This window comes from Paraburkholderia sp. UCT31, from assembly GCF_014397655.1.
Taxonomy (GTDB): Bacteria; Pseudomonadota; Gammaproteobacteria; order Burkholderiales; family Burkholderiaceae; genus Paraburkholderia; species Paraburkholderia tuberum.
This window is the reverse complement of sequence record NZ_VZQP01000002.1, coordinates 1-21,691: the sequence shown is the minus strand read 5'-3', so window position 1 is coordinate 21,691 and position 21,691 is coordinate 1. Positions and strand designations below refer to the sequence as shown.

The 21,691-nt window shown below is 62.7% G+C and carries 20 protein-coding genes and 2 tRNA genes; 6 read left to right on the top strand and 16 right to left on the bottom strand.

Annotated features, from left to right (window positions below; genetic code table 11):
* Window positions 1-100 precede the first annotated feature (100 nt).
* Window positions 101-967 carry a hypothetical protein gene (locus tag F6X40_RS01350; RefSeq protein WP_184071094.1) on the top strand — a complete coding sequence of 289 codons (867 nt, stop codon included), beginning with the start codon at window positions 101-103 and terminating at the stop codon, window positions 965-967.
* A 10-nt stretch (window positions 968-977) separates the two neighbouring features.
* Here F6X40_RS01350 and F6X40_RS01345 read toward each other — a convergent pair whose 3' ends face one another.
* Window positions 978-1,886 carry a LysR family transcriptional regulator gene (locus tag F6X40_RS01345; protein WP_184071096.1) on the bottom strand — a complete coding sequence of 303 codons (909 nt, stop codon included), beginning with the start codon at window positions 1,884-1,886 and terminating at the stop codon, window positions 978-980.
* Window positions 1,887-2,012: 126 nt separating this feature from the next.
* Here F6X40_RS01345 and F6X40_RS01340 point away from each other — a divergent pair, with 126 nt between their 5' ends.
* The 5 genes from F6X40_RS01340 to F6X40_RS01325 all read left to right on the top strand — a co-directional run bounded on the left by F6X40_RS01340 (window position 2,013) and on the right by F6X40_RS01325 (window position 7,527).
* On the top strand, window positions 2,013-4,133 hold the full coding sequence (locus F6X40_RS01340; protein ID WP_187626572.1) for a 3-hydroxyacyl-CoA dehydrogenase NAD-binding domain-containing protein: 2,121 nt from the start codon (window positions 2,013-2,015) through the stop codon (window positions 4,131-4,133).
* A gap of 30 nt (window positions 4,134-4,163) precedes the next feature.
* Window positions 4,164-5,372, top strand: coding sequence for an acyl-CoA dehydrogenase family protein (locus tag F6X40_RS01335; protein WP_187626571.1), 1,209 nt, complete (start codon window positions 4,164-4,166; stop codon window positions 5,370-5,372).
* A 12-nt stretch (window positions 5,373-5,384) separates the two neighbouring features.
* Complete coding sequence (locus tag F6X40_RS01330) at window positions 5,385-6,536, top strand: acyl-CoA dehydrogenase family protein (RefSeq protein ID WP_187626570.1); 1,152 nt, start codon at window positions 5,385-5,387, stop codon at window positions 6,534-6,536.
* A gap of 133 nt (window positions 6,537-6,669) precedes the next feature.
* The gene (locus tag F6X40_RS43420) at window positions 6,670-6,912 is read left to right on the top strand and encodes a glycoside hydrolase family protein (protein ID WP_410452381.1); all 243 of its coding nucleotides are present in this window, start codon (window positions 6,670-6,672) and stop codon (window positions 6,910-6,912) included.
* 198 nt (window positions 6,913-7,110) lie between these two features.
* On the top strand, window positions 7,111-7,527 hold the full coding sequence (locus F6X40_RS01325) for a lysozyme inhibitor LprI family protein (RefSeq protein ID WP_187626569.1): 417 nt from the start codon (window positions 7,111-7,113) through the stop codon (window positions 7,525-7,527).
* Window positions 7,528-7,622: 95 nt separating this feature from the next.
* Here F6X40_RS01325 and F6X40_RS01320 read toward each other — a convergent pair.
* From F6X40_RS01320 to F6X40_RS01250, 15 genes are all read right to left on the bottom strand, one after another.
* Window positions 7,623-7,699, bottom strand: a tRNA-Pro gene (locus F6X40_RS01320).
* Between the two features lie 76 nt (window positions 7,700-7,775).
* On the bottom strand, window positions 7,776-8,192 hold the full coding sequence (locus tag F6X40_RS01315; RefSeq protein ID WP_184071104.1) for a MerR family transcriptional regulator: 417 nt from the start codon (window positions 8,190-8,192) through the stop codon (window positions 7,776-7,778).
* A gap of 39 nt (window positions 8,193-8,231) precedes the next feature.
* Window positions 8,232-8,648: an integration host factor subunit alpha gene (locus F6X40_RS01310; protein WP_090800976.1), complete on the bottom strand. Its 417-nt coding sequence runs from the start codon at window positions 8,646-8,648 to the stop codon at window positions 8,232-8,234.
* Between the two features lie 69 nt (window positions 8,649-8,717).
* Window positions 8,718-11,153, bottom strand: coding sequence for a phenylalanine--tRNA ligase subunit beta (gene pheT / locus F6X40_RS01305; protein WP_184071106.1), 2,436 nt, complete (start codon window positions 11,151-11,153; stop codon window positions 8,718-8,720).
* A 160-nt stretch (window positions 11,154-11,313) separates the two neighbouring features.
* Window positions 11,314-12,327, bottom strand: a complete 1,014-nt coding sequence (gene pheS / locus F6X40_RS01300) for a phenylalanine--tRNA ligase subunit alpha (protein WP_008918800.1) — start codon at window positions 12,325-12,327, stop codon at window positions 11,314-11,316.
* Between the two features lie 158 nt (window positions 12,328-12,485).
* The gene (rplT, locus tag F6X40_RS01295) at window positions 12,486-12,845 is read right to left on the bottom strand and encodes a 50S ribosomal protein L20 (protein WP_006052502.1); all 360 of its coding nucleotides are present in this window, start codon (window positions 12,843-12,845) and stop codon (window positions 12,486-12,488) included.
* Window positions 12,846-12,874: 29 nt separating this feature from the next.
* Window positions 12,875-13,072: a 50S ribosomal protein L35 gene (rpmI, locus tag F6X40_RS01290; RefSeq protein WP_006052501.1), complete on the bottom strand. Its 198-nt coding sequence runs from the start codon at window positions 13,070-13,072 to the stop codon at window positions 12,875-12,877.
* Window positions 13,073-13,330: 258 nt separating this feature from the next.
* Window positions 13,331-13,855: a translation initiation factor IF-3 gene (gene infC / locus F6X40_RS01285; RefSeq protein ID WP_075643713.1), complete on the bottom strand. Its 525-nt coding sequence runs from the start codon at window positions 13,853-13,855 to the stop codon at window positions 13,331-13,333.
* 49 nt (window positions 13,856-13,904) lie between these two features.
* Window positions 13,905-15,812 (bottom strand): threonine--tRNA ligase, encoded by a 1,908-nt coding sequence (thrS, locus tag F6X40_RS01280; protein ID WP_187615528.1) that lies wholly within the window; start codon window positions 15,810-15,812, stop codon window positions 13,905-13,907.
* Window positions 15,813-16,066: 254 nt separating this feature from the next.
* Window positions 16,067-16,143, bottom strand: a tRNA-Val gene (locus tag F6X40_RS01275).
* A gap of 105 nt (window positions 16,144-16,248) precedes the next feature.
* Window positions 16,249-18,492, bottom strand: coding sequence for a RelA/SpoT family protein (locus F6X40_RS01270; protein WP_187615529.1), 2,244 nt, complete (start codon window positions 18,490-18,492; stop codon window positions 16,249-16,251).
* Window positions 18,493-18,561: 69 nt separating this feature from the next.
* Complete coding sequence (locus tag F6X40_RS01265) at window positions 18,562-18,915, bottom strand: RidA family protein (RefSeq protein WP_187626568.1); 354 nt, start codon at window positions 18,913-18,915, stop codon at window positions 18,562-18,564.
* 79 nt (window positions 18,916-18,994) lie between these two features.
* Complete coding sequence (locus F6X40_RS01260; protein WP_187626567.1) at window positions 18,995-19,909, bottom strand: alpha/beta fold hydrolase; 915 nt, start codon at window positions 19,907-19,909, stop codon at window positions 18,995-18,997.
* A 227-nt stretch (window positions 19,910-20,136) separates the two neighbouring features.
* Complete coding sequence (locus F6X40_RS01255; RefSeq protein WP_184021841.1) at window positions 20,137-20,778, bottom strand: CoA transferase subunit B; 642 nt, start codon at window positions 20,776-20,778, stop codon at window positions 20,137-20,139.
* Between the two features lie 2 nt (window positions 20,779-20,780).
* Window positions 20,781-21,485, bottom strand: a complete 705-nt coding sequence (locus F6X40_RS01250; RefSeq protein WP_090800989.1) for a CoA transferase subunit A — start codon at window positions 21,483-21,485, stop codon at window positions 20,781-20,783.
* Window positions 21,486-21,691 lie beyond the last annotated feature (206 nt).

The window sequence follows — 21,691 nt, the reverse complement described above, 5'->3', positions numbered from 1 at the left end:
CGATTCAAGCCCTTTACATCTGACCTGTGCCGTGCCCGTCTAGGATCGTTACACAGGTTCGGCGCGCATGTTGCGCCGCACGATCGCTACCGGATGACATATGCGCAAGGCAAGGTTTGCATCGTTCTGGCATGGCCCGGAGCTTTCTCCCTACGAGATCGCCTGTCTGAATTCGTTCACGCTGTACGGCAGCGAGGTCGCGCTCTATAGCTACGAGCCGATCGACACTCTGCCGCCCGGCGTGATCGCGAAGGACGCGACCACGATACTGCCGCGCGACTCGCTGAACGACTTCCCGATTCACGGCGTGCCGTCGATGCAGCATTTCACCGACTATTTCCGCTTCGTGATGTTCACGAAGACCGATGAGATCTGGGTCGATACCGACATGCTGCTGCTACGCGATTTCGATCTCAACGCCAAGGGCGATCTGATCGGCCGGGAAACCCAGTCGAGCATCTGTAATGCGATTCTGAGGCTCGATCCGGATCAGCCGCGCTTGCACGAGGCGATCGAACGGGTCGAAGCGATGAAAGGCCGGGCACTGAAGTGGGGCGACACCGGCCCGCGTCTGCTGACCGCCATCTACGGCGTGAAGGCCGGTCTTCCCGAAAGCCTGTTCTATCCGGTGCACTTCAACGATTACTACAAGGTGTTCCTGCCGCGCTATTTCGACGAGTGCGCGGCGCTCTGTTCCAATGCGTACACGCTGCATCTGTGGAACAACCGGGTGGTCAAGATGGGCCTGTTCAAGCGCATCGGCCCCCCCGTTGGGTCGCTCCTGCACCACGTGTTCGAGCAAACCGGCGCCAACACGCTGTTTCGCGAGTTTTATCCGGCGAGCGTGATGCAGGCGATGATCGACAACGCGGTGGAGAAAGTCGGTAGCGACGAAGGCGTGCGCAAGCTGCTGCGCGTCGGCGTGCCGATGGTCACGACGGCCATCGCGCGCAGACTCGGCGCCTGAGTTCGCAGCTTCAGTTCGCGCCGCCCCTGCCCGAGCCCTGCGCCTGCTCCAGCACGAAGTCGATGAACGTCGCCGCCGCGCGCGTGTGATGCCGATTCGGCATGTACAGCATGTACATGTGCGTGCCGAAGATGCTGAGCCGCCAGGCATCGAGCGCGGTCAGCACGGCGCCGAGCTTCAGATCGTCCTGCACCACGTAGTCGGGCACGAGTCCGACACCGAGACCGGCCAGCACCGCCTGGCGCAAAAATAGAAAGTTTTCCGAAATAATCGTCGGTTCGAGCAGGACTTCATGACGCTCGTCGCGCAGATACGCGGCGAGCCGCAACTGCTTGCCGATCACGGCCGCGGTAATCAGCGGCGCGGTGCGCAGGTCGTCGAGCGTCGCGGGCATGCCGTGTGTCCGCGCGAATTCGGGGGATGCGCAGGCCACGTACCGGACTGGCCCCATGTCCCGCGCGACGAGGTTTTGCGGCGGCTCCGACATCACGCGCACCGCGATGTCGATCTCGTCGCGCATCAGATCCTCGACACGGTTCTCGAACATCACATCGAGCACGATACCCGGATACAGCCGCTTGAACGCGATCAGCCAGTCGGACATCACGAGCTGGCCATAGCCGCTCGGCACGCTGAGCCGCACGCGCCCCTGCAGGCTCTGGCCCAGTGTCGTCACCGACTCGCGCGCGGCCAGCAGCGCGTTGCGGATCGTGCGGCCGTGCTCGTAGAGCCGCAGACCGATCTCGGTCGGCTCGACGCGACGCGTGGTGCGTCGCACCAATTGCAGGCCGACCGAACGCTCGAGCTGATTCAGGTGATAGCTGACGTTCGCGCGGCTCATCTTGAGCCGGCGTGCCGCTTCGCTCAGATTGCCGGCGTCGAGGATATCGACGAGCAGGGTCAGCGAGTTGACGTCCATCGCCCAGTCTTTGTCAAAATAATTTTGACAGTCTGTCAATCAACGGTGTAATTGTCAATGAACGTTGACCACTCCAGAATGGGACGATCCGGCGCGCCTCGCCATCCTCAAACGGAGACACCTACGATGACCCTTTCCTCCTCAGCCGACGTCGTCACGCGCGAATTGCACGGCAAGGTCCTGCTCGTCACGATCGACCACGCGCCGGTCAACGCGCTATCCGCCGACGTGCGGCGCGGCCTGCTGGCCGCGATCGAAGCCGCCGACGCCGACCGCGCGGTCGAAGCCGTGCTGATCGTCGGCGCGGGGCGCAACTTCATCGCCGGTGCCGATATTCGCGAGTTCGGCAAGCCGCCGGTGCCGCCTTCGCTGCCGGACGTGTGCAACCGCATCGAGGCATGTACGAAACCCGTGATTGCCGCGCTGCATGGCGCGGCGCTCGGCGGCGGGCTCGAAGTGGCGCTCGCCGCGCATTACCGGATCGCCGTCGACGGCGCGAAGCTCGGCCTGCCCGAAGTGCAGCTGGGTCTGCTGCCTGGCGCGGGCGGCACGCAACGCACGCCGCGTCTGATCGGCGCGCCGGCGGCGCTCGACCTGATGCTGAGCGGCCGTCACGCGAGCGCGAAGGAGGCGCTCGCGCTCGGCCTCGTCGACCGTCTCGGCGACAGCAGCGACATCCTCGCCGAAGGGCTCGCTTACGCGCACGAGCTGCTCGCCGCGCACGCGCCGGTACGCCGCACGCGCGACGCCGCCGCATTGATCGATCGCGCCGCGAGCCGCGCCGCCGTCGCGAAAGCGCGTGACGAAACCGCGAAGAAAGCGCGCGGCCTGTTCTCGCCGCTGAAAATCGTCGATGCCGTCGAAGCCGCGATCGAACAGCCCTTCGAGGAGGGCTTGAAGCTCGAACGCAAGCTGTTCCTGCAATGCCTCGACAGCCCGCAGCGCGCCGGCCTGGTTCACGCATTCTTCGCCGAGCGCGAAGTGCTGAAGGCGCCCGAAACGCGCGACGCGAAACCGCGCGCGCTCGAGGCGATCGGCGTGATCGGCGGCGGGACGATGGGCGCGGGCATTGCGGTCGCAGTGCTCGACGCGGGGCTGCCCGTCACGCTGATCGAACGCGACGAAGCGGCGCTCGCGCGTGGCCGCGCGCACATCGACAAGGTCTACGACGGGCTGATCGCCAGGGGCCGCCTCACCGCTGAGAAGAAAGCCGCGACCATGGCGCGCTGGAGCGGCAGCACGTCGTACGATGCGCTTGCTCACGCCGACCTCGTGATCGAAGCCGTGTTCGAAGATCTCGACGTCAAAAAGGCCGTATTCGCCGAGCTCGATCGCGTCTGCAAGTCCGATGCGGTGCTCGCGACCAACACGTCGTATCTGGACATCGACGCGATCGCAGCCAGCATCTCGCGCCCCGCCGACGTAATCGGCCTGCACTTCTTCTCGCCCGCCAACATCATGAAGCTGCTCGAAGTCGTGGTGCCGAAGCAGGTCAGCGCCGACGTCGTCGCGACTGCGTTCGAGTTCGCGAAGAAGCTGCGCAAGACGCCGGTGCGCGCCGGCGTGTGCGACGGCTTCATCGGCAATCGCCTGCTTGCCGTGTACCGCGCCGCCGCGGACGCGCTGATGGAAGACGGTGCATCGCCGTATCAGATCGACGCGGCGGTGCGGGCGTTCGGCTTGCCGATGGGCCCGTTTCAGGTGGTCGATCTCGCGGGCGGCGACATCGGCTGGGCGGCGCGCCAACGCCGCGCGGCCACGCGCGACCCGAACGCGCGCTACGTACAGATCGCCGACCGCCTGTGCGAGCGCGGCTGGTTCGGCCACAAGACCGGCCGCGGATTCTATCTGTACCCCGAAGGGTCGCGCGGCGGCATGCCCGATCCCGAAGTCGAGGCGATCATCGACGCCGAGCGTGCGCGCGCGGGCATCACGCCGCGCAGCTTCACCGACGAGCAGATCATGCGCCGCTATCTGGCCGCGATGATCAACGAAGGCGCGAACGTCGTCCACGAAGGTATCGCGCTGCGCCCGCTCGACGTCGACGTGACCCTGCTGTACGGCTACGGCTTTCCGCGCTACCGCGGCGGTCCGATGAAATACGCGGATCGCGTCGGCCTGCCGACGATTCTCGCCGACATCCGCGAGTTCGCGAAGGAAGACCCGCTGTTCTGGCGGCCGTCGCCGCTGCTCGTCGATCTGGTCGAGCGCGGCGCGGATTTCGCGAGCCTGAACACGACGTCCTGAACCACCACGAACACTGACGGAACGACTGCAATGGATCTGAACTTCACCTCCGAGGAAGAAGCGTTTCGCGCCAGCGTGCTGGCGTTTCTGCGCGACAAGCTCCCGCGACGTCTCGCCGGCAAGGTGCACGGCGGGCGGCGTCTGACGCGCGACGACATGGCCGAGTGGCACGCGATTCTGAACGCGCAAGGCTGGCTCGCGAATCACTGGCCGAAAGAGTACGGCGGCCCGGGTTGGAGCGCAGTGCAGAAATTCATCTTCGAAAACGAATGCGCACTCGCCGGCGCGCCACGCGTCGTGCCGTTCGGCGTCAACATGCTCGGGCCGGTGCTGATCAAGTACGGCAGCGAGGCGCAGAAGCGTCACTGGCTGCCGCGCATTCTCGATGGTTCCGACTGGTGGTGCCAGGGCTATTCGGAGCCGGGCGCGGGCTCCGATCTCGCGTCGGTCAAGACGACGGCAGTGCGCGGCAAGGACGCGCAGGGCGAGCACTACCTCGTCAATGGTCAGAAGACGTGGACCACACTCGGTCATTACGCGAACATGATTTTCTGCCTCGTGCGCACCGCGACCGACGTGCGCAAACAGGAAGGCATCAGCTTTCTGCTGATCGACATGAACACGCAGGGCGTCGAAGTCCGGCCGATCATCACGCTCGACGGCGAGCACGAGGTCAATGAAGTGTTCTTCACCGACGTGCGCGTGCCGGTCGGAAATCTCGTCGGCGAAGAAAACAAGGGCTGGACCTACGCGAAATATCTGCTTACGTACGAGCGCACCAATATCGCCGGCGTCGGCTTTTCCGTCGCCGCGTTCAACCGTCTGCGCAAGATCGCCGCGACACAGCTGCGCAACGGCCGGCCGCTCGCCGAGGATCCGGCGTTCGCGGCACGCATGGCGCGCGTCGAGATCGATCTCGAGAACATGAAGACGACCAATCTTCGGGTGATCGCGGCCGTGGCGGGCGGCGGCGTGCCAGGTGCCGAGAGTTCGATGCTGAAGATTCGCGGCACCGAGATCCGTCAGGAGATCTCGTCGCTGACGCGGCGCGCGATGGGCGCTTATGCGCAGCCATTCGTCGAGCAAGCGCTGCACGAAGGCTTCGACTGCGTGCCGGTCGGCCCCGACGAAGCCGCCAGTGCCGCGTCGCAGTACTTCAATAATCGCAAGCTGTCGATCTTCGGCGGCTCGAACGAAATCCAGAAGAACATCATTTCCAAAATGATCCTCGGACTGTAAGAGGCGCACGTCATGAATTTCCAGCACACCGAAGACCGCCGCATGCTGGCGGATATGCTGAATCGGTTTATCAGCGAGCAGTACGGCTTCGCGACGCGCGATGAAATCGCACGCTCGACGCAAGGCTTCAGCACCGAATTGTGGGCACGCTTCGCGGAGCTTGGCGTGATCGGCGCACTGTTCGACGAAGCGAGCGGCGGTTTTGGCGGCGGCGGGTTCGATATTTCCGTGGTGTTCGAGAGCATCGGCCGCGGGCTCGTCGTCGAACCGTTTCTCGATACGCTGGTCGTCGGCCGGGCGATCGCTCGCAGCGGCAGCGACGTGCAGAATGCGGCGCTGGGTTCGTTGATCGACGGCTCGCGGATCGTTGCGCTCGCGCATGGTGAACCGGACAGTCATTACGAGCTTGCCCGGGTCGCGACGACGCGCGCGCGCCGCAGCGTAAATGGCAACAGCGGCGTGTGGACGTTGCACGGCGCAAAGGCCGTCGTTCAGCATGGCGAGCATGCTCAGGCGTTCCTCGTCTCGGCACGCACGAGCGGCGAGGACGATGCCGAAGCCGGCATCACGCTGTTTCTGGTGCCGAGGGACGCGGCGGGTGTGAGGGTGCGCGGCTACCGCAAGATCGACGGAGGACGCGCGGCCGAAGTGACGTTCGACGACGTCACGCTCCGCGACGACACCGTGCTCGGCTCAGTGGATCACGGCTTTGCGACGCTCGAATATGCGGTGAGTTGCGGCGTGCTCGCGCTGTGCGCGGAAGCGGTCGGCGCAATGGACGTCGCGAAAGACTACACGCTCGACTATCTGCGCACGCGCAAGCAGTTCGGCGTGCCGATCGGCAGCTTCCAGGCGTTGCAGCATCGCATGGCCGATTTGCTGCTTGAAATCGAGCAGGCGCGCTCGGCGGTGATCAACGCGGCGGCGGCGCTCGACGGCGAACGAAACGCGCGCGAGCGCGCGGTGTCGGCGGCGAAGTACAGCATCGGCCGGATCGGCACGCGAGTCGCGGAGGAATGCATCCAGTTGCACGGCGGGATCGGTATGACGTGGGAACTGCCGCTCGCGCATTACGCGAAGCGGCTCGTGATGATCGATCATCAGCTTGGGGATGAGGATCATCATCTGGAGCGGTTTGTGGCGTTGGGGGCTCAAGGGCGGTGATTCGTGTGCGCTTGCGAATGCGAACGCGTGCCGGTGACAAGTCTGCCAGATTGCACTCGCCTATCCTTGAGGAGCTGAGCCTGCCAAACGAATCAAAAAAAAGTTGAGCGATGCCGGATGGACTGCATTGCGGATGCACGTGGGCGCTGTCCTTCGCTACGACAACGACGTAGCGAACAATTGCACCTTCGGGATAGGCACACCTGCGTACTTTGGCCGATGCACCAATGACGAAATGCGGCGGCCGGTGACCTTGGCAGATGTCAACGCTCAACTCGCAACAAGGGTTCGCGCCGCGGAGGGTGCCGTCAAAAGCCGAGTTACGGATCATGAGCTAACGCGGCGGCGGTTCGACGCTCTCGTGAGCTATACCTAAGACGGGTGCAACCGGCGCCCGACAGGCGTTAGCTGTAGCAAATCGTGGGCAGAACGATGAAGTCGCAATCGAGATGGCACGCAACGTCTATGTACATCCTCGCGATGCCCACGGGCGACGGCTACCGGCAGTGCGAGTGCCAGGCCTGGTAAATCGCTGCCGCGAAGAAGCGGCGCCGTTCCTGATGCAGGGCCGGCAATGAGACGGCTGTGTGTCGCGCTTGCGCTTGTTAGCAGTTCGGCACTGGCCGCCGCATCCAATCCAGCCGACGTCATCGCAACCCGCAGTGGACTGCCCGCCAGTGAGGTCGACGCGGCCCTGTCGCATTGCGAAGCGAATCAGATGAGCATGAATCTGTGCGCGTGGCGCGATCAGATCGTCGCAGAGCACAAGCTGGAGCAGGTCGTCCAGGGCAAGGCCGCGGTGTCGGCGAGTTGCAAAGCGGCGGTCGAGAAGAGGCTCACCGCGTGGAAAACGCGCCGTGACGCCAATTGCAAAAAATCGGCTTCGCGAGAATGGGGCGGCGGGTCGATGCTGCCCACGGCGGTCGCGATGTGCAAGACAGCCGAAACCGAGCGCATGAGCAAAGCAATCGAGGCTTCGGGATGCAGATGAGCGTGGGCGAAGCGTTGACAGCGGGAAACGCTGCCCCGCGCGACGGGCAAGAAAAAAGGACTTACGGCTTTCACCGTAAGTCCTTTTGATCTTTTTGGTCGGGGCGAGAGGATTTGAACCTCCGACCACCTGCACCCCATGCAGGTACGCTACCAGGCTGCGCTACGCCCCGAACAGAAGAAAAATTATAACAGACACTTCATTCGATTAGAACCGCTCGACACGAACAAAGCGAACAAGTCCATGAACTAGTGGCCCAGCAGATCGATTACGTTCTGCAGTTCCTTGCGTAACTTCTCGACATCGATCGCAACCGTTGCCGCCGATGCCTGCACCTGACCCGCGACTCCGGCGGTAGCCTCACCCTCTTCGACCACCGCATCCGGCCCACCGCCGCCATGCGAATCGAGCCGGTTGCGCGCCCCGTTGATCGTAAAACCCTGCTCGTACAGCAACTCTCGAATCCGCCGGATCAGCAGCACCTCGTGATGCTGATAATACCGACGATTGCCGCGCCGCTTGACCGGCCTCAACTGGGTGAACTCCTGCTCCCAGTAACGCAGCACGTGAGGCTTTACCCCACAAAGTTCGCTGACCTCACCAATCGTGAAGTACCGCTTCGCCGGAATCGGAGGCAAGACGACTTTTTCGATCGTCGCTGTCATCGTCAGTTAGCCGTGATGGGTTGCCCGAAAGCGCGCCAGTCAATCAGCGCGCGAGAAGCTCGCTTCGGCGCCGTTTTCGACGAGCGCCTTCAGTTTTTGACTTGCATGAAACGTCACCACGCGACGTGCCGCAATCGGAATCGCCTCGCCCGTCTTCGGATTTCTGCCGGGACGCTGCGGCTTGTCGCGCAACTGGAAGTTGCCGAAGCCCGACAGCTTCACGCTGTCGCCGCTCTCGAGCGCATCGCGGATCACCTCGAAGAAAGCCTCGACCATGTCCTTCGCTTCCCGCTTGTTGAGCCCGACATTGTCGAACAGCAACTCGGCAAGTTCCGCCTTGGTGAGTGTCGGCGTTTCATTGGAAACGACGGCGGATGATGTCGGAATATCTCGAATCATGGCGCTGCGTTGCGCCGTAAGAAGGGCTTCGAAATCACTCGAGTTCATTTCATTCATATCTATCAAATGGCGCGCCAAGCGTAAAACAATGGATGCGGAAACAGCCGTGCAATTGTTAAATGCGGGTTATCCGCGCAACCGTGCGCCATATACTCGAGCTAGACGTTCCACCAGAGTTTGAATAGCCAGATCGACCGTTTCATCCTGAAGGGTTCCGCCAGTATCTTGCAAGGTCACCCGGAACGCAAGGCTTTTCTCGTGCGCGGCCAGACCACCGGAAGTGTTTGATTTTGGACGAAATTCGTCGAAAAGTGCAACCTTCTGGACAGCCTTGCAGGCCGGTTCGGACTGGGCCTTCTGAAGCTCGTCGAGCAGCGCCTGAACCTCGATTTTCTGATCGACGACCACCGCGATATCACGTCGTACCGGCGGGAATTTTGAAACTTCCGACGGAATCGGCAATACCCGTTGCATTAATGCTTCCGCTTCGATTTCAAACAGAATCGGCGCATGCGGCAAATCATATTTTTGCATCCAGCGCGGATGCAATTCGCCAATCCAGCCCACTGCGCGACCATTCAATTCGATCCGCGCGCTGCGTCCCGGATGCAGCGCCGGATGCTCGGCCTGTACGAACCGCGCGACCGCCGGTGCGACCAGCGCTTCGAGGTCGCCCTTCACGTCGAAGAAGTCGACGGCACGCGTCGGTGCGCCCCACTGCTCGTCGAGCGCGGGCCCATAGGCGAGCGCGCCGATCATCTTCGGCTGCGCGAAACCTTCGACGGTCAGCTCGCCGGCCTTGATCGACGGATCGTGCAGGAATACACGACCTGCTTCAAACACGCGCACGCGGTCCGCCGCGCGACGGTTCAGATTCGTGCGCAACACATGAATCAGGCTGCCGAACAACGTCGTGCGCATCACCGACAGCTGGCTCGCGATCGGGTTGATCAGACGCACGGGGTTGCTGTTGCCTGCGAAGTCCCGCTCCCACTCGACGTCGACGAAGCTGAAGTTCACCGTTTCCGCGTAGTCGCGCGCGGCGAGCGCATGACGGATCGCGTGGATGGAGCGTTGCGTCTCGTTGGTCGCGCGCATTTCGCTGGTCGCGACCGGCGGGCGCGCCGGAATCTTTTCGAAGCCGTGGATACGCGCGACTTCTTCGATCAGATCCTCTTCGATTTCGATATCGAAGCGGTACGACGGCGGCATCACCGAGAACGTATCGCCGTCACGCTCGAACGAGAGGCCGAGGCGCGTGAAGATCTGCGCGATTTCATCGACACCGATCGCGACGCCGATGATGCGGTTCGCGCGCGAAACGCGCATCTTCACGGGCGCGCGCTTCGGCACGTTGACGATCTGATCGTCGACCGGACCCGCTTCACCGCCGCAGATGTCGAGGATCAGCTGCGTGATGCGCTCGATATGATCGACGGTCGTCGCGTAGTCGACGCCGCGCTCGAAGCGATGGCCTGCATCGGTCGAAAAGTTGTACTTGCGCGAGCGACCACGAATGCTGTCGGGCCACCAGAACGCGGCCTCGAGATAGATGTTGGTGGTGTCGAGCGTGACCGCGGTGCTGTCGCCGCCCATGATGCCCGCGAGGCTTTCGATATGCTGCTCGTCGGCGATCACACCGACCGTTTCGTCGAGCTCGACCGTGTTCCCGTTCAGCAGCTTCAGCGTTTCGCCCTTGCGGCCCCAGCGTACGTCCATGCCGCCGTGGATCTTGTCGAGATCGAACACGTGCGACGGACGCCCCAGCTCGAGCATCACATAGTTCGAGATGTCGACGAGCGCGGAAATGCTGCGCTGGCCGGAGCGCTCGAGACGCTCGACCATCCATTGCGGCGACTTCGCGCGCGCATTGACGCCGCGGATCACGCGGCCCGAGAAACGGCCGCACAGATCGGGCGCGGAGATTTTCACGGGCAGCGTTTCGTTGAGCGCGACCGGAGCCGGCTTGATTTCGAGCGGACGCAGCGGCGCTCCGGTAATCGCCGACGTTTCTCGCGCGACGCCGAATACCGACAGACAGTCGGCCTTGTTCGGCGTCAGCTTGATTTCAAAAACGGTGTCGTCGAGATTGAGCGTGTCGCGGATGTCCTGGCCGATCGGCGTGTCTTCCGGCAGGATCATCAGACCGCTGTGATCTTCGGAGAGCTTCAGCTCGCGCGCCGAGCACAGCATGCCCTGGCTTTCCACGCCGCGCAGCTTCGACAGCTTGATCGCGAACGGTGCGCCGCCCTCTTCGGCCGGCGGCAGTTGCGCGCCGACCAGCGCGACCGGCACCTTGATGCCGGGCGCAACATTCGGCGCGCCGCACACGATGTTCAGCGTCGCGCCGGTGCCAGCGTCGACCTGACACACGTTGAGCTTGTCCGCATCCGGGTGCTTGACGACTTCCAGCACCTGGCCGACGACGATCTTCGAGGTCGGCGGCGCGGCCGTCCGCAGGTCTTCGACTTCGAGACCCGCCATCGTCAACGCGTGCGACAGCTCGTCGGTAGTCAGTTGCGGATCGACAAAAGTTCTGAGCCAGGATTCCGGAAATTGCATGGTTCTGTGTACGTTGTGATCAGGTTAGGTCCACGTCCGGCAGATGCTTCGTAAAGCCCGGTGGTCTTGCGCCGGTTCAGCGAGCTCTGCCGGGGACGCTCGCGGCGCGCACCAGGTGCGCTGCCGCGATTTATGCTTCGTCGCGCTCGCGCGCGCCGGGTCACGCGAATTGACGCAGGAAACGCAGGTCGTTTTCGAAAAACAGGCGCAGGTCCTGCACGCCGTAACGCAGCATCGTGAGACGCTCGAGGCCACTGCCGAAAGCGAAGCCGATGTAGCGCTCCGGGTCGAGACCCATGTTGCGGATCACAGTCGGATGCACCTGGCCGGAGCCCGAAATTTCGAGCCACTTGCCCGCGTTCTTGCCCGTTTCGAACTGCATGTCGATCTCGGCCGACGGTTCGGTGAACGGGAAATACGACGGACGGAAGCGCACGAGAATGTCGTCACGCTCGAAGAATTTCTTCAGGAAGTCGGTATAGACTCCCTTCAGGTCCGCGAAGCTGATGTTCTCGTCAATCCACAGGCCTTCGACCTGGTTGAACATCGGCGAATGCGTCGCGTCGCTATCCACGCGATACGTGCGGCCCGGCACGATCACCTTGATCGGCGGCGTGTTGGTGCGCGCGTAGCGCACCTGCATCGGGCTCGTATGCGTGCGCAGCAGCAGCGGGCGGCCGTCGGCATCCTTGCCGTCGACGTAGAAGGTGTCCTGCATCGAACGCGCCGGATGGTTTTCCGGGCTGTTCAGCGAGGTGAAGTTGTACCAGTCGGTTTCGATCTCGGGGCCGTCGGCCACGTCGAATCCGATCGTACGGAAAATCTGTTCGACGCGCTCCCAGGTGCGCATCACCGGGTGCAGGCTACCCGCATTGGCGCCGCGGCCCGGCAGCGTGACGTCGATCGCTTCAGCAGCGAGACGCTGGTTCAGAAGTGCGTCGGCGAGCGCCTGACGACGTGCCGTCAGCGCGGCCTCGACCTGTTGCTTGACGAGGTTGATCCGTGCGCCTTCGGTCTTGCGCGTTTCGGGATCGAGTTTGCCAAGGCCCTTCAACAGCTCGGTCAGCGCACCCGCCTTACCGAGAAAGCGCGCTTTCTCGTTCTCGAGGGTGGTGACGTCGGGGGCTTCTGCGAAGGCTTTTTGCGCGTCGGCGACAATCTGGTCCAGATCCATTGATCCCATCATTTCAACGTCAGTGTTCTATCGAAACAAAACTGGTTCTACCAACAAAAACGGGGCTCGGTGAGGAGCCCCGTTTTTGTTGCAGCGTCACCGAGACTACCGGATGTTCGCTGCAACGAACCACGCAGTTTTAATTGCCAGAAGCGCAATCAGGCTGCAACGGCGGCTTTCACCTGCTGAACGATCGCAGCAAAAGCAGCCTTGTCGAACACAGCCATGTCGGCCAGCACCTTACGGTCCAGTTCGATCGACGCCTTCTTCAGGCCGTTGATGAACACGCTGTACGTCATGTCGTGCTGACGCACCGCCGCGTTGATACGCGTGATCCACAGTGCGCGGAACACACGCTTCTTGTTGCGGCGGTCGCGGTAGGCGTATTGGCCTGCGCGCATGACCGCCTGCTTGGCGATGCGATAGACGTTATTGCGACGGCCGCGGTAACCCTTGGCCAGCTTGATGATCTTCTTGTGACGGGCCCGTGCGGTAACCCCACGTTTTACTCGAGGCATGTTTCGCTCCTATGAGTGTCGGTTAAGGGTTAAGCGAACGGCAGCATTGCGCGAACGGAGTTCAGATCGGAATCGTGAACTGCCGTGGAGCCGCGCAGATGGCGTTTGTTCTTGGTGGTCTTCTTGGTAAGAATGTGACGCTTGAAGGCCTGACCGCGCTTGACGGTACCGCCCGGACGCACCACGAAGCGCTTTGCAGCGCTCTTCTTGGTCTTCATCTTCGGCATGACAACTCCATTATTAGATGGACTTGGGTGTGCGGTCGGCCAGATGGCCATTTCCCGCCCTTCGAAACCCATTCCACTTGGTATGCAGACCGCCGATACCGCCAGCGGCCGCTTTTCGGGAACCACTGCGCACTTGCATGCGCGACGTTCCGAAACCTTCCGACACCAAGCCGGACACCCAGCACAGCATCAAACAACCTTGCGCCGCCGGAGCGCGCGCCACATGGCACGCCGTCGCTCCGGCCAACTGCTTCGCGCTTACTTCTTTTTCTTCGGAGCGAGCACCATGATCATCTGGCGCCCTTCCATTTTCGGCATCTGCTCGACCTGACCGACTTCGTCGAGGTCGGTGCGCAGGCGTTCGAGCATGCGCATGCCGATTTCCTGGTGAGCCATTTCGCGCCCACGGAAACGCAACGTGATTTTCGTCTTGTCGCCGTCTTCGAGGAAGCGGACGAGGTTGCGCAGCTTGACGTTGTAATCACCGTCGTCGGTACCTGGGCGGAATTTGACTTCCTTGACCTGGATGACCTTCTGCTTGAGCTTGGCCTCGTGTTGCTTCTTCGCTTCCTGGTACTTGAACTTGCCGTAGTCCATCAAGCGGCAAACTGGCGGAACCGCTTGCGGAGCGATTTCGACCAGATCTACGTCCTGCTGTTCCGACATGCGGAACGCATCAGCGAGTTTCACGATGCCGAGCGGTTCGTTCTCGACGCCGACCAGTCGCACCTCGGGTGCTGTAATTTCACCGTTGATGCGGTGCGCAGACTTATCAGTAGCGATGTTACGTTTCCTCTAAAAATTAAAAAAAACGAGCCGGGTACCAAGTGGCTCAGTTGAACGACTGCACGTCCTGGCGCAGACGCTCAATGAAGGCGTCAACAGGCATTACACCCATATCGACACCACCACGGGCACGCACGGCTACCGTTTGCGCTTCACGCTCCTTGTCGCCGACCACCAACAGGTAGGGGACCTTTTCCAGCGTGTGCTCGCGTATTTTATAGCTAATCTTCTCGTTGCGCAAATCGGCCTCGACTCTAACCCCTTGTTTTTGCAACGATTGGGCTAGCGCCTGCGCGTATTCGGCCTGACTTTCCGCAATATTCATCACGACGACCTGCATCGGCGCGAGCCAAGCGGGCATTGCACCAGCATGGTGCTCGATCAGAATCCCGAGGAAGCGCTCCATCGATCCGACGATCGCCCGGTGCAGCATGATCGGGCGACGGCGACTGTTGTCTTCGGCAACGTATTCGGCACCCAGCCGCTCCGGCAATACCATGTCGAGCTGCAGCGTCCCGCACTGCCACGAGCGGCCGAGCGCGTCCTTGATGTGATACTCGACCTTCGGGCCGTAGAATGCACCCTCGCCGGACAACTCTTCCCACGTGACGCCGCAGGCCGTCAGCGCCTCGCGCAGTCCCTGCTCCGCGCGATCCCAAGTTTCGTCGGTGCCGGCGCGCGCATCCGGGCGCAGTGACAGCTTGATCTCGACGTTATCAAAGCCGAAGTCGCGGTAGACGCTCATTGCCAGCGTGTTGAACGCGATCGATTCGCTGATGAACTGATCTTCGGTACAGAAAATATGCGCGTCGTCCTGCACGAAGCCGCGCACACGCATCAGTCCATGCAGCGCGCCCGACGATTCGTTGCGATGGCACGAACCGAACTCCGCGTAACGCAGCGGCAGATCGCGATACGAGCGCAGACCGTGATTGAACACCTGCACGTGACCGGGGCAGTTCATCGGCTTGATCGCGTAGTCGCGCTTTTCCGATTCCGTCGTGAACATGTTTTCACGATAGTTCTGCCAGTGGCCCGACGCTTCCCACAGCGAGCGGTCCATGATCAATGGCGTCTTGATTTCCAGGTAGCCGGCGTCGTTCACGCGACGGCGCATGTACTGCTCGACTTGCTGCCACAGCGTCCAGCCGCGCGGATGCCAGAACACCATGCCCGGCGACTCGTCCTGCATGTGGAACAGGTCGAGCTGCTTACCAAGCTTGCGATGGTCGCGCTTCTCGGCTTCTTCGAGCATGTGGAGATAAGCTTCCTGGTCTTCCTTCTTCGTCCAGGCCGTGCCGTAAATGCGCTGCAGCTGCTCGTTCTTCGAGTCGCCACGCCAGTACGCGCCCGCGACTTTCATCAGCTTGAAGACCTTCAGCTTGCCGGTGGACGGCACGTGGGGGCCGCGGCACAGGTCCGTGAAGGCGCCATGCGAGTACAGTTTGATTTCGTCGCTAGCGGGGATCGATTCGATGATCTCGGCCTTGTACTTTTCACCGATGCTCTTGAAGTACTCGACCGCTTCGTCGCGGGACACCACGCGACGCGACACCGGCTCGTCCCTCTTCGAGAGTTCCTGCATGCGCTTTTCGATCTTTTCGAGATCTTCCGGCGTGAAAGGACGGTTATAGGAGAAGTCGTAATAGAAACCGTTGTCGATGACCGGGCCGATCGTGACCTGCGCTTCCGGGTACAGATCTTTCACCGCGTACGCAAGCAGGTGCGCCGTCGAGTGGCGGATGATATCGAGACCGTCTGCGTCCTTCTCCGTGACGATGGCGAGCGCCACGTCGTGATCGATCAGCATGGACGTATCGACCAGCTCCCCGTCGATCTTGCCGCCGAGCGCGGCTTTCGCGAGACCGGGGCCGATCGAGGCGGCCACTTCGGCGACGGTCACCGGATGCTCGTACTGTCGAACAGAACCGTCAGGCAAACGTATCGAAACCATTGCGTTCTCCGTGGTGCCGACCGGCGGCGGCACATACAACCAGGGTCAAAAAGATAAAAAAAATGCGGCCCCGCTTTCGAGGGGCCGCATTCACATTTTATGCAAACTTCACTGGCGAAAGTGGTCCTCGACTAGCGTCGTTCCGAAGTGGTTTCGGTCAACGTTCGCGGTGTCATAACCGTATTCGCCTTTTTGCGCTCAAAGCGCTTACTGCAGTTTGCGAAACCCCAGCGAGGCCGGAATTTCATTTTCGTTGGTAGGCTCGATTGGACTCGAACCAACGACCCCCACCATGTCAAGGTGGTGCTCTAACCAGCTGAGCTACGAGCCTGAAGAAACGAGAGTATATGGGGTATAGCGCAGCTTGGCAAGTACTTTTATGCGGCGACTTTAATCCGTCGCGCCACTAGCGGGGCTTTTTCCAACCGCCCGCGCCTCAGTTCTTGCGCGTCGCGCGCACGACACCCGTGATCTCGCCCAGCAGCGTGCACGCGCGCTGAATCTGCGCGGAGCTCGACACCTCGACGGTAAATTGCATGAACGCGGCATTACGGCGCGATTGCGTCTTTACGCCGATCACGTTCATCTTTTCCCGCGCGAATACTTCGGAGATATCGCGCAGCAGACCTTGCCGGTCCGTCGCCTCGATGCTGAGGTCGACCGGGTAGACGGAATGGCCGCGGCCGCTCATCACGTCCGCCGACCACGCCGTCTGAAGCACGCGCTCCGGCGCGCGCTCCGCCATCCGGCGGAACGTCGCGCAATCGCTGCGATGAACCGACATGCCCTTGCCTCGCGTAACGAATCCGCAGATGTCGTCGGGCGGCGCCGGCCGGCAGCAGCGCGCGAGCTGGGTGAGCAACGCATCGACGCCGACCACCAGCACCCCCGTAGATGCGCCGCGCGCGACGCTCGCGCCGCTGCTGCGTTTCTCGAACTTCTCCGGCGCATCGACCTCGGGCTCGGGCGGCGGCGCATCCTGCAACGCCTGCTCGACGAGCCTCAGACTGAACTCCTCCTTGCCGACCACGGAGAACAGGTCGTCGGTGGTCTTGAAACCGAGCCGCGCGGCCAGTTGATCGAGATTGACCGAGGTCTTGCCTTCGCGCTGCAGGGTTTTTTCAACCATCGCGCGACCGTTCGCGATGTGCTCCTGTAACTCCACCGCGTTGAACCATGCGCGCACCTTCTGCCGCGCGCGCGGGCTTTGCAGATAGCCAAGTTGCGGATTAAGCCAGTCGCGCGACGGACCGCCCTCCTTCACCGCCACGATCTCGACCGTCTGGCCGTTCTGCAGCGGCGTGTTGAGCGGCACCATCGCGCCGTCGACCCGCGCGCCGCGGCAACGATGCCCAAGCTCGCTGTGCAGGTGAAACGCGAAGTCGATCGGCGTCGCGCCGTGCGGCAACGGAATCACGCGCGCCTGCGGCGTCAGCACGTAGATGTGATCGTCGTCGAGCGTGGCCTGGCGCAACTGCTCCCACGGCTGTGCCGAGCCCGCTTCGCCATGCTCGCCCTCGGAGACTTCGTCCTTCCACGCGAGCAGCTGTCGCAGCCAGGCGATCTTCTCGTCGTATTTCTCGCTCGCGGTGAACGTGCCGCCATAGCCGCGCGCACCCGCTTCCTTGTAGCGCCAGTGCGCGGCCACGCCGTATTCGGCGAAGCGATGCATTTCCTGCGTGCGGATCTGCACTTCGAACGCGCGGCCGTCGTCGCCGATCACGACGGTGTGCAGCGACTTGTAGCCGTTCGGCTTCGGCCGGGAGATGTAATCGTCGAACTCCTTCGGCACCGGCTGCCACAGGTTGTGCACGATGCCGAGCACGGTGTAGCAGTCCTTGATGTCCGGCACGATCACGCGAAACGCGCGCACGTCGTACAGCTCGGCGAAGTCCAGCTCCTTGCCGCGCATCTTGCGCCAGATGCTGTAGATATGCTTCGGCCGACCGCTCACTTCCGCGCGGATATGCGCGGCGGCCAGCTCCTGCTGCAGGCGTTCGATCGCCTGCGCGACATAGCTCTCGCGCTCGACGCGCTTCTCGTCGAGCAGTTTCGCGATGCGCTTGTAGGTGTCCGGCTCCTCGAAACGGAACGCGAGGTCCTCGAGCTCCCACTTCAATTGCCAAATACCGAGGCGGTTCGCGAGCGGCGCGTAGATATCGAGCGTTTCGCGTGCGACGTCGGGCGACGGCGTGAGCTTCGCGGCCGCGTAATAACGCAGCGTTTGCAGCCGCGACGCGAGGCGGATCAGCACGACGCGAATGTCCTGCGCAAACGCGAGCAGCATTTTGCGCAGCGCCTCGACCTGCACGCGGCGCGCAGCCTGCGCGTCACGCCCGGCCTCAGGCATCGCGTTTTGCGCCGCGCGCAAACTGACCGTGCCGAGCCGCAGCAGCTTGCGTACGTCGCCGACCAGTTGGGCGACTTCTTCGCCGAAGTCGTCGGCGATCACGCGCTCCGGATCGCGCAGATGCGGTGTCAGCGCAAACAGCGCAGCGGCCAGCACCGCCGGCGGATCGACGTTGAGCTTGCGCATGATCGACGCGGTGCCCGCCGCGTGATCCGCGAGCAATTCGCCCGACGACAGCCGCACCTCGCCCGCATGTTCGCGCACGAACGCCATCGCTTCGTCGAAGGAACGATGGGGATGAGGCGCGCTCGGAACGGTATCGGTGTTCATGGTGCGACGGCCCGCCGGGCCAGACGATTCAACGGAAAATCAACCACGGTGCTGCCGGACGGCCGCGACTCAGTCGCGCTGCGCCGCGATCACGACGATTTCGACGAGGCACTTCGGATTCGCAAGCTTTGCCTCGACGGTCGCGCGCGGCGGCGTGTCGCCCTGCGCGACCCACTCGTCCCACACGGCGTTCATGCCGGCGAAATGCGCCATGTCCGAGAGATAGATCTGCACCGACAGCAACAGCGACTTGTCGCTGTTCGCTTCGGCGAGCAGACGGTCGATGTGGCCGAGCACTTCGCGCGTCTGGCCGGCGATGTCCTGATCGTCGTCTTCGGCGATCTGACCCGCGAGGTACACGGTGCCGTTGTGCACGGCCATTTCCGAGAGACGCTTGCCGACGTGATAACGAATGACTGCCATGAAAAGTCCTGAGCTGAGGGGTTAATCGAACTACGTCCCACACGACACTGCCGATGAAATCGTCATGCGGAACTCAATATTATGACGCGTTCGCGGCCTGACCGATGAAGAACTCCCTCGCGAGCGCGATCTGGTCCGCCGCCAGGAACGCCGGCGCATGCCCGACGCCGGCGATCTCCACGCTCGATGCGGCACGCGCGGTCGACACCATCTTCGCGACCGTTTCACGCGACAGCAAATCCGACTGCTCGCCGCGCACCACCAGCACCGGCCCCTGGAACGACGCGAGCGAATGCCACAGCGCCGCCTCGCCGAGCTTCGCCGCTTCCTCGGTGACCGCCGCGAACGGCTGCGCGATGCGCGGGTCATAGCGCAGCACCCATGCGCCGTCCTCTTCGCGCAGCAACGGCGTATTGATTTCGCGCCATTCGTCCGGAGTCAGCGGTCCGAAGCTCTGCGCGAGCTGCGCGGCATAGTCAACGCCCTGCTGCAGCGTTTCGAAGCGTGCGGGCTTGCCAAGGTAATCGCCGATGCGCTTGACCGCGACCGGCTCCAGATGCGGCCCGACGTCGTTCAGCAGCAGCTTGCGGATTGGCGTGTCCGGCAGGCCGGCGAGCCCCATGCCGATCAGGCCGCCCATCGAGGTGCCGAACCAGTCGACGGTGTCGACGTCGAGCCGCGCGATCAGTGTGACCATGTCGGCGACGTACTGCGGCACCGCGTATAAGTTGGGGTTCGCGAGCCACGACGACAAGCCCCGGCCAACCACGTCCGGGCACACCACGCGATAGGTGTCCGCGAAGTTGGCGGCGAGGCGGTCGAAATCGCGCCCCGATCGCGTGAGTCCGTGCACGCACAGCAACACTCGGGGATTGTCCGGGTCGCCCCACTCGGTATAGGCGACGCGATGCAGGCCGGCAGCGCTCGCGCACCGCACGTAACGTTGACGCGGCGCGGGCCGCCCGGTGGTGGAAGCGGAATTCGTTGCGGTCATCTGGTGTCCTTGCAAAGACGCTGCGGATTGGGCTGCAAACGATTGTAAACCGCTTCGTCGCGCGGCAAGCATCGGCCAGAAGGCTTAGGAAGGTCGATCCAACCGTCCGGCGCATCCGCCGCCGTGCGCCAAAAACAGAACGGGCGAGACTCACGTCTCGCCCGTCCGGAACACACCGTTGCCGCAGCGCGGTCGCGCCGACGCGCGCAGCGGCGTTTCAACCCGCGTCAGCTCACCGCGCTCACATCGAGCGGCGCGCCGGTTTTCGCCTTGATTTCGTCGACGCTCACACCCGGCGCGAGTTCGGTCACTTTCAAGCCGTTTTCGGTCACTTCGATCACGCCGAGATCGGTGATGATCTCGTCGACCACACCCACGCCCGTCAGCGGCAGCGTGCATTCTTCGAGGATCTTGTGCTGATCGCCCTTCGCGACGTGCTCCATCAGCACGACCACGCGCTTGACGCCCGCGACCAGGTCCATCGCGCCGCCCATGCCCTTGATCATCTTGCCCGGGATCATCCAGTTCGCGAGATCGCCCTTCCTGCTGATCTGCATCGCACCGAGAATCGCGAGATTGATGTGGCCGCCGCGAATCATCGCGAACGAATCCGCCGAAGAGAAAATCGACGAACCGGGCAGCGTCGTCACCGTTTGCTTGCCGGCGTTGATCAGGTCGGCGTCGACTTCGTCTTCGGTCGGCGACGGGCCGATACCGAGCAGACCGTTCTCCGACTGCAGCCACACTTCGACGCCCGCCGGCACGTGGTTCGCGACCAGCGTCGGCAAGCCGATGCCGAGGTTCACGTAAAAGCCGTCCTGCAGTTCCTTCGCCGCGCGCGCGGCCATTTCGTCACGAGTCCATGCCATGATCAGTCTCCTTTCGCGCGGACGACGCGTTGTTCGATGCGTTTTTCCGGATGCGCATTCAGCACGATGCGCTGCACGAAGATGCCGGGCGTATGGATCGCGTCCGGATCGAGCTCGCCCACTTCGACGATCTCTTCGACTTCCGCGACGGTGATGCGGCCCGCCATCGCGCACATCGGATTGAAGTTGCGCGCGGTGCGGCGATAGATCAGGTTGCCGGCCTTGTCGGCCTTCCACGCCTTGACGAGCGCGACATCGGCGGTCAGCGAATGTTCGAGCACGTAGTGGTTCTCGCCGAACTGGCGGGTTTCCTTGCCCTCGGCGATCTGCGTGCCGTAGCCGGTGTTCGTGAAAAACGCCGGGATGCCCGAGCCGCCCGCGCGCAGCTTCTCGGCGAGCGTGCCTTGCGGCGTGAATTCGAGCTCGAGTTCGCCGGCCAGATACTGGCGCTCGAACTCCTTGTTTTCGCCGACGTACGACGAGATCATTTTCTTGATCTGACGCGTCTCGAGCAGCAGGCCGAGGCCGAAACCGTCGACGCCCGCGTTGTTGCTGATGCAGGTGATGCCCTGCACCTTCGAATCGCGCAGCGCAGCGATCAGCGCCTCAGGAATGCCGCACAACCCGAAGCCGCCGACGGCGAACGTCTGCCCGTCCTTGACGATGTCCTTCAGCGCCTCGGCGGCGCCTGGATAGACCTTGTTCATCTGTATGTCCCTTCCTTTATGGAAACCCGAAACGTGTACGCAGGCCGCCGGATCATTGCGGCTGATATCGCAACGGGTGAACTTCACGTCGCCTCACGATACCGCTACGTCATTCTAGTCATCCGCGGCTTGAGCCGCGTTGTCATCCGCCCGAAAGAGTACGCTGAGCCCGCCATGCGGCACAATACGCACAAATACATAAGTAC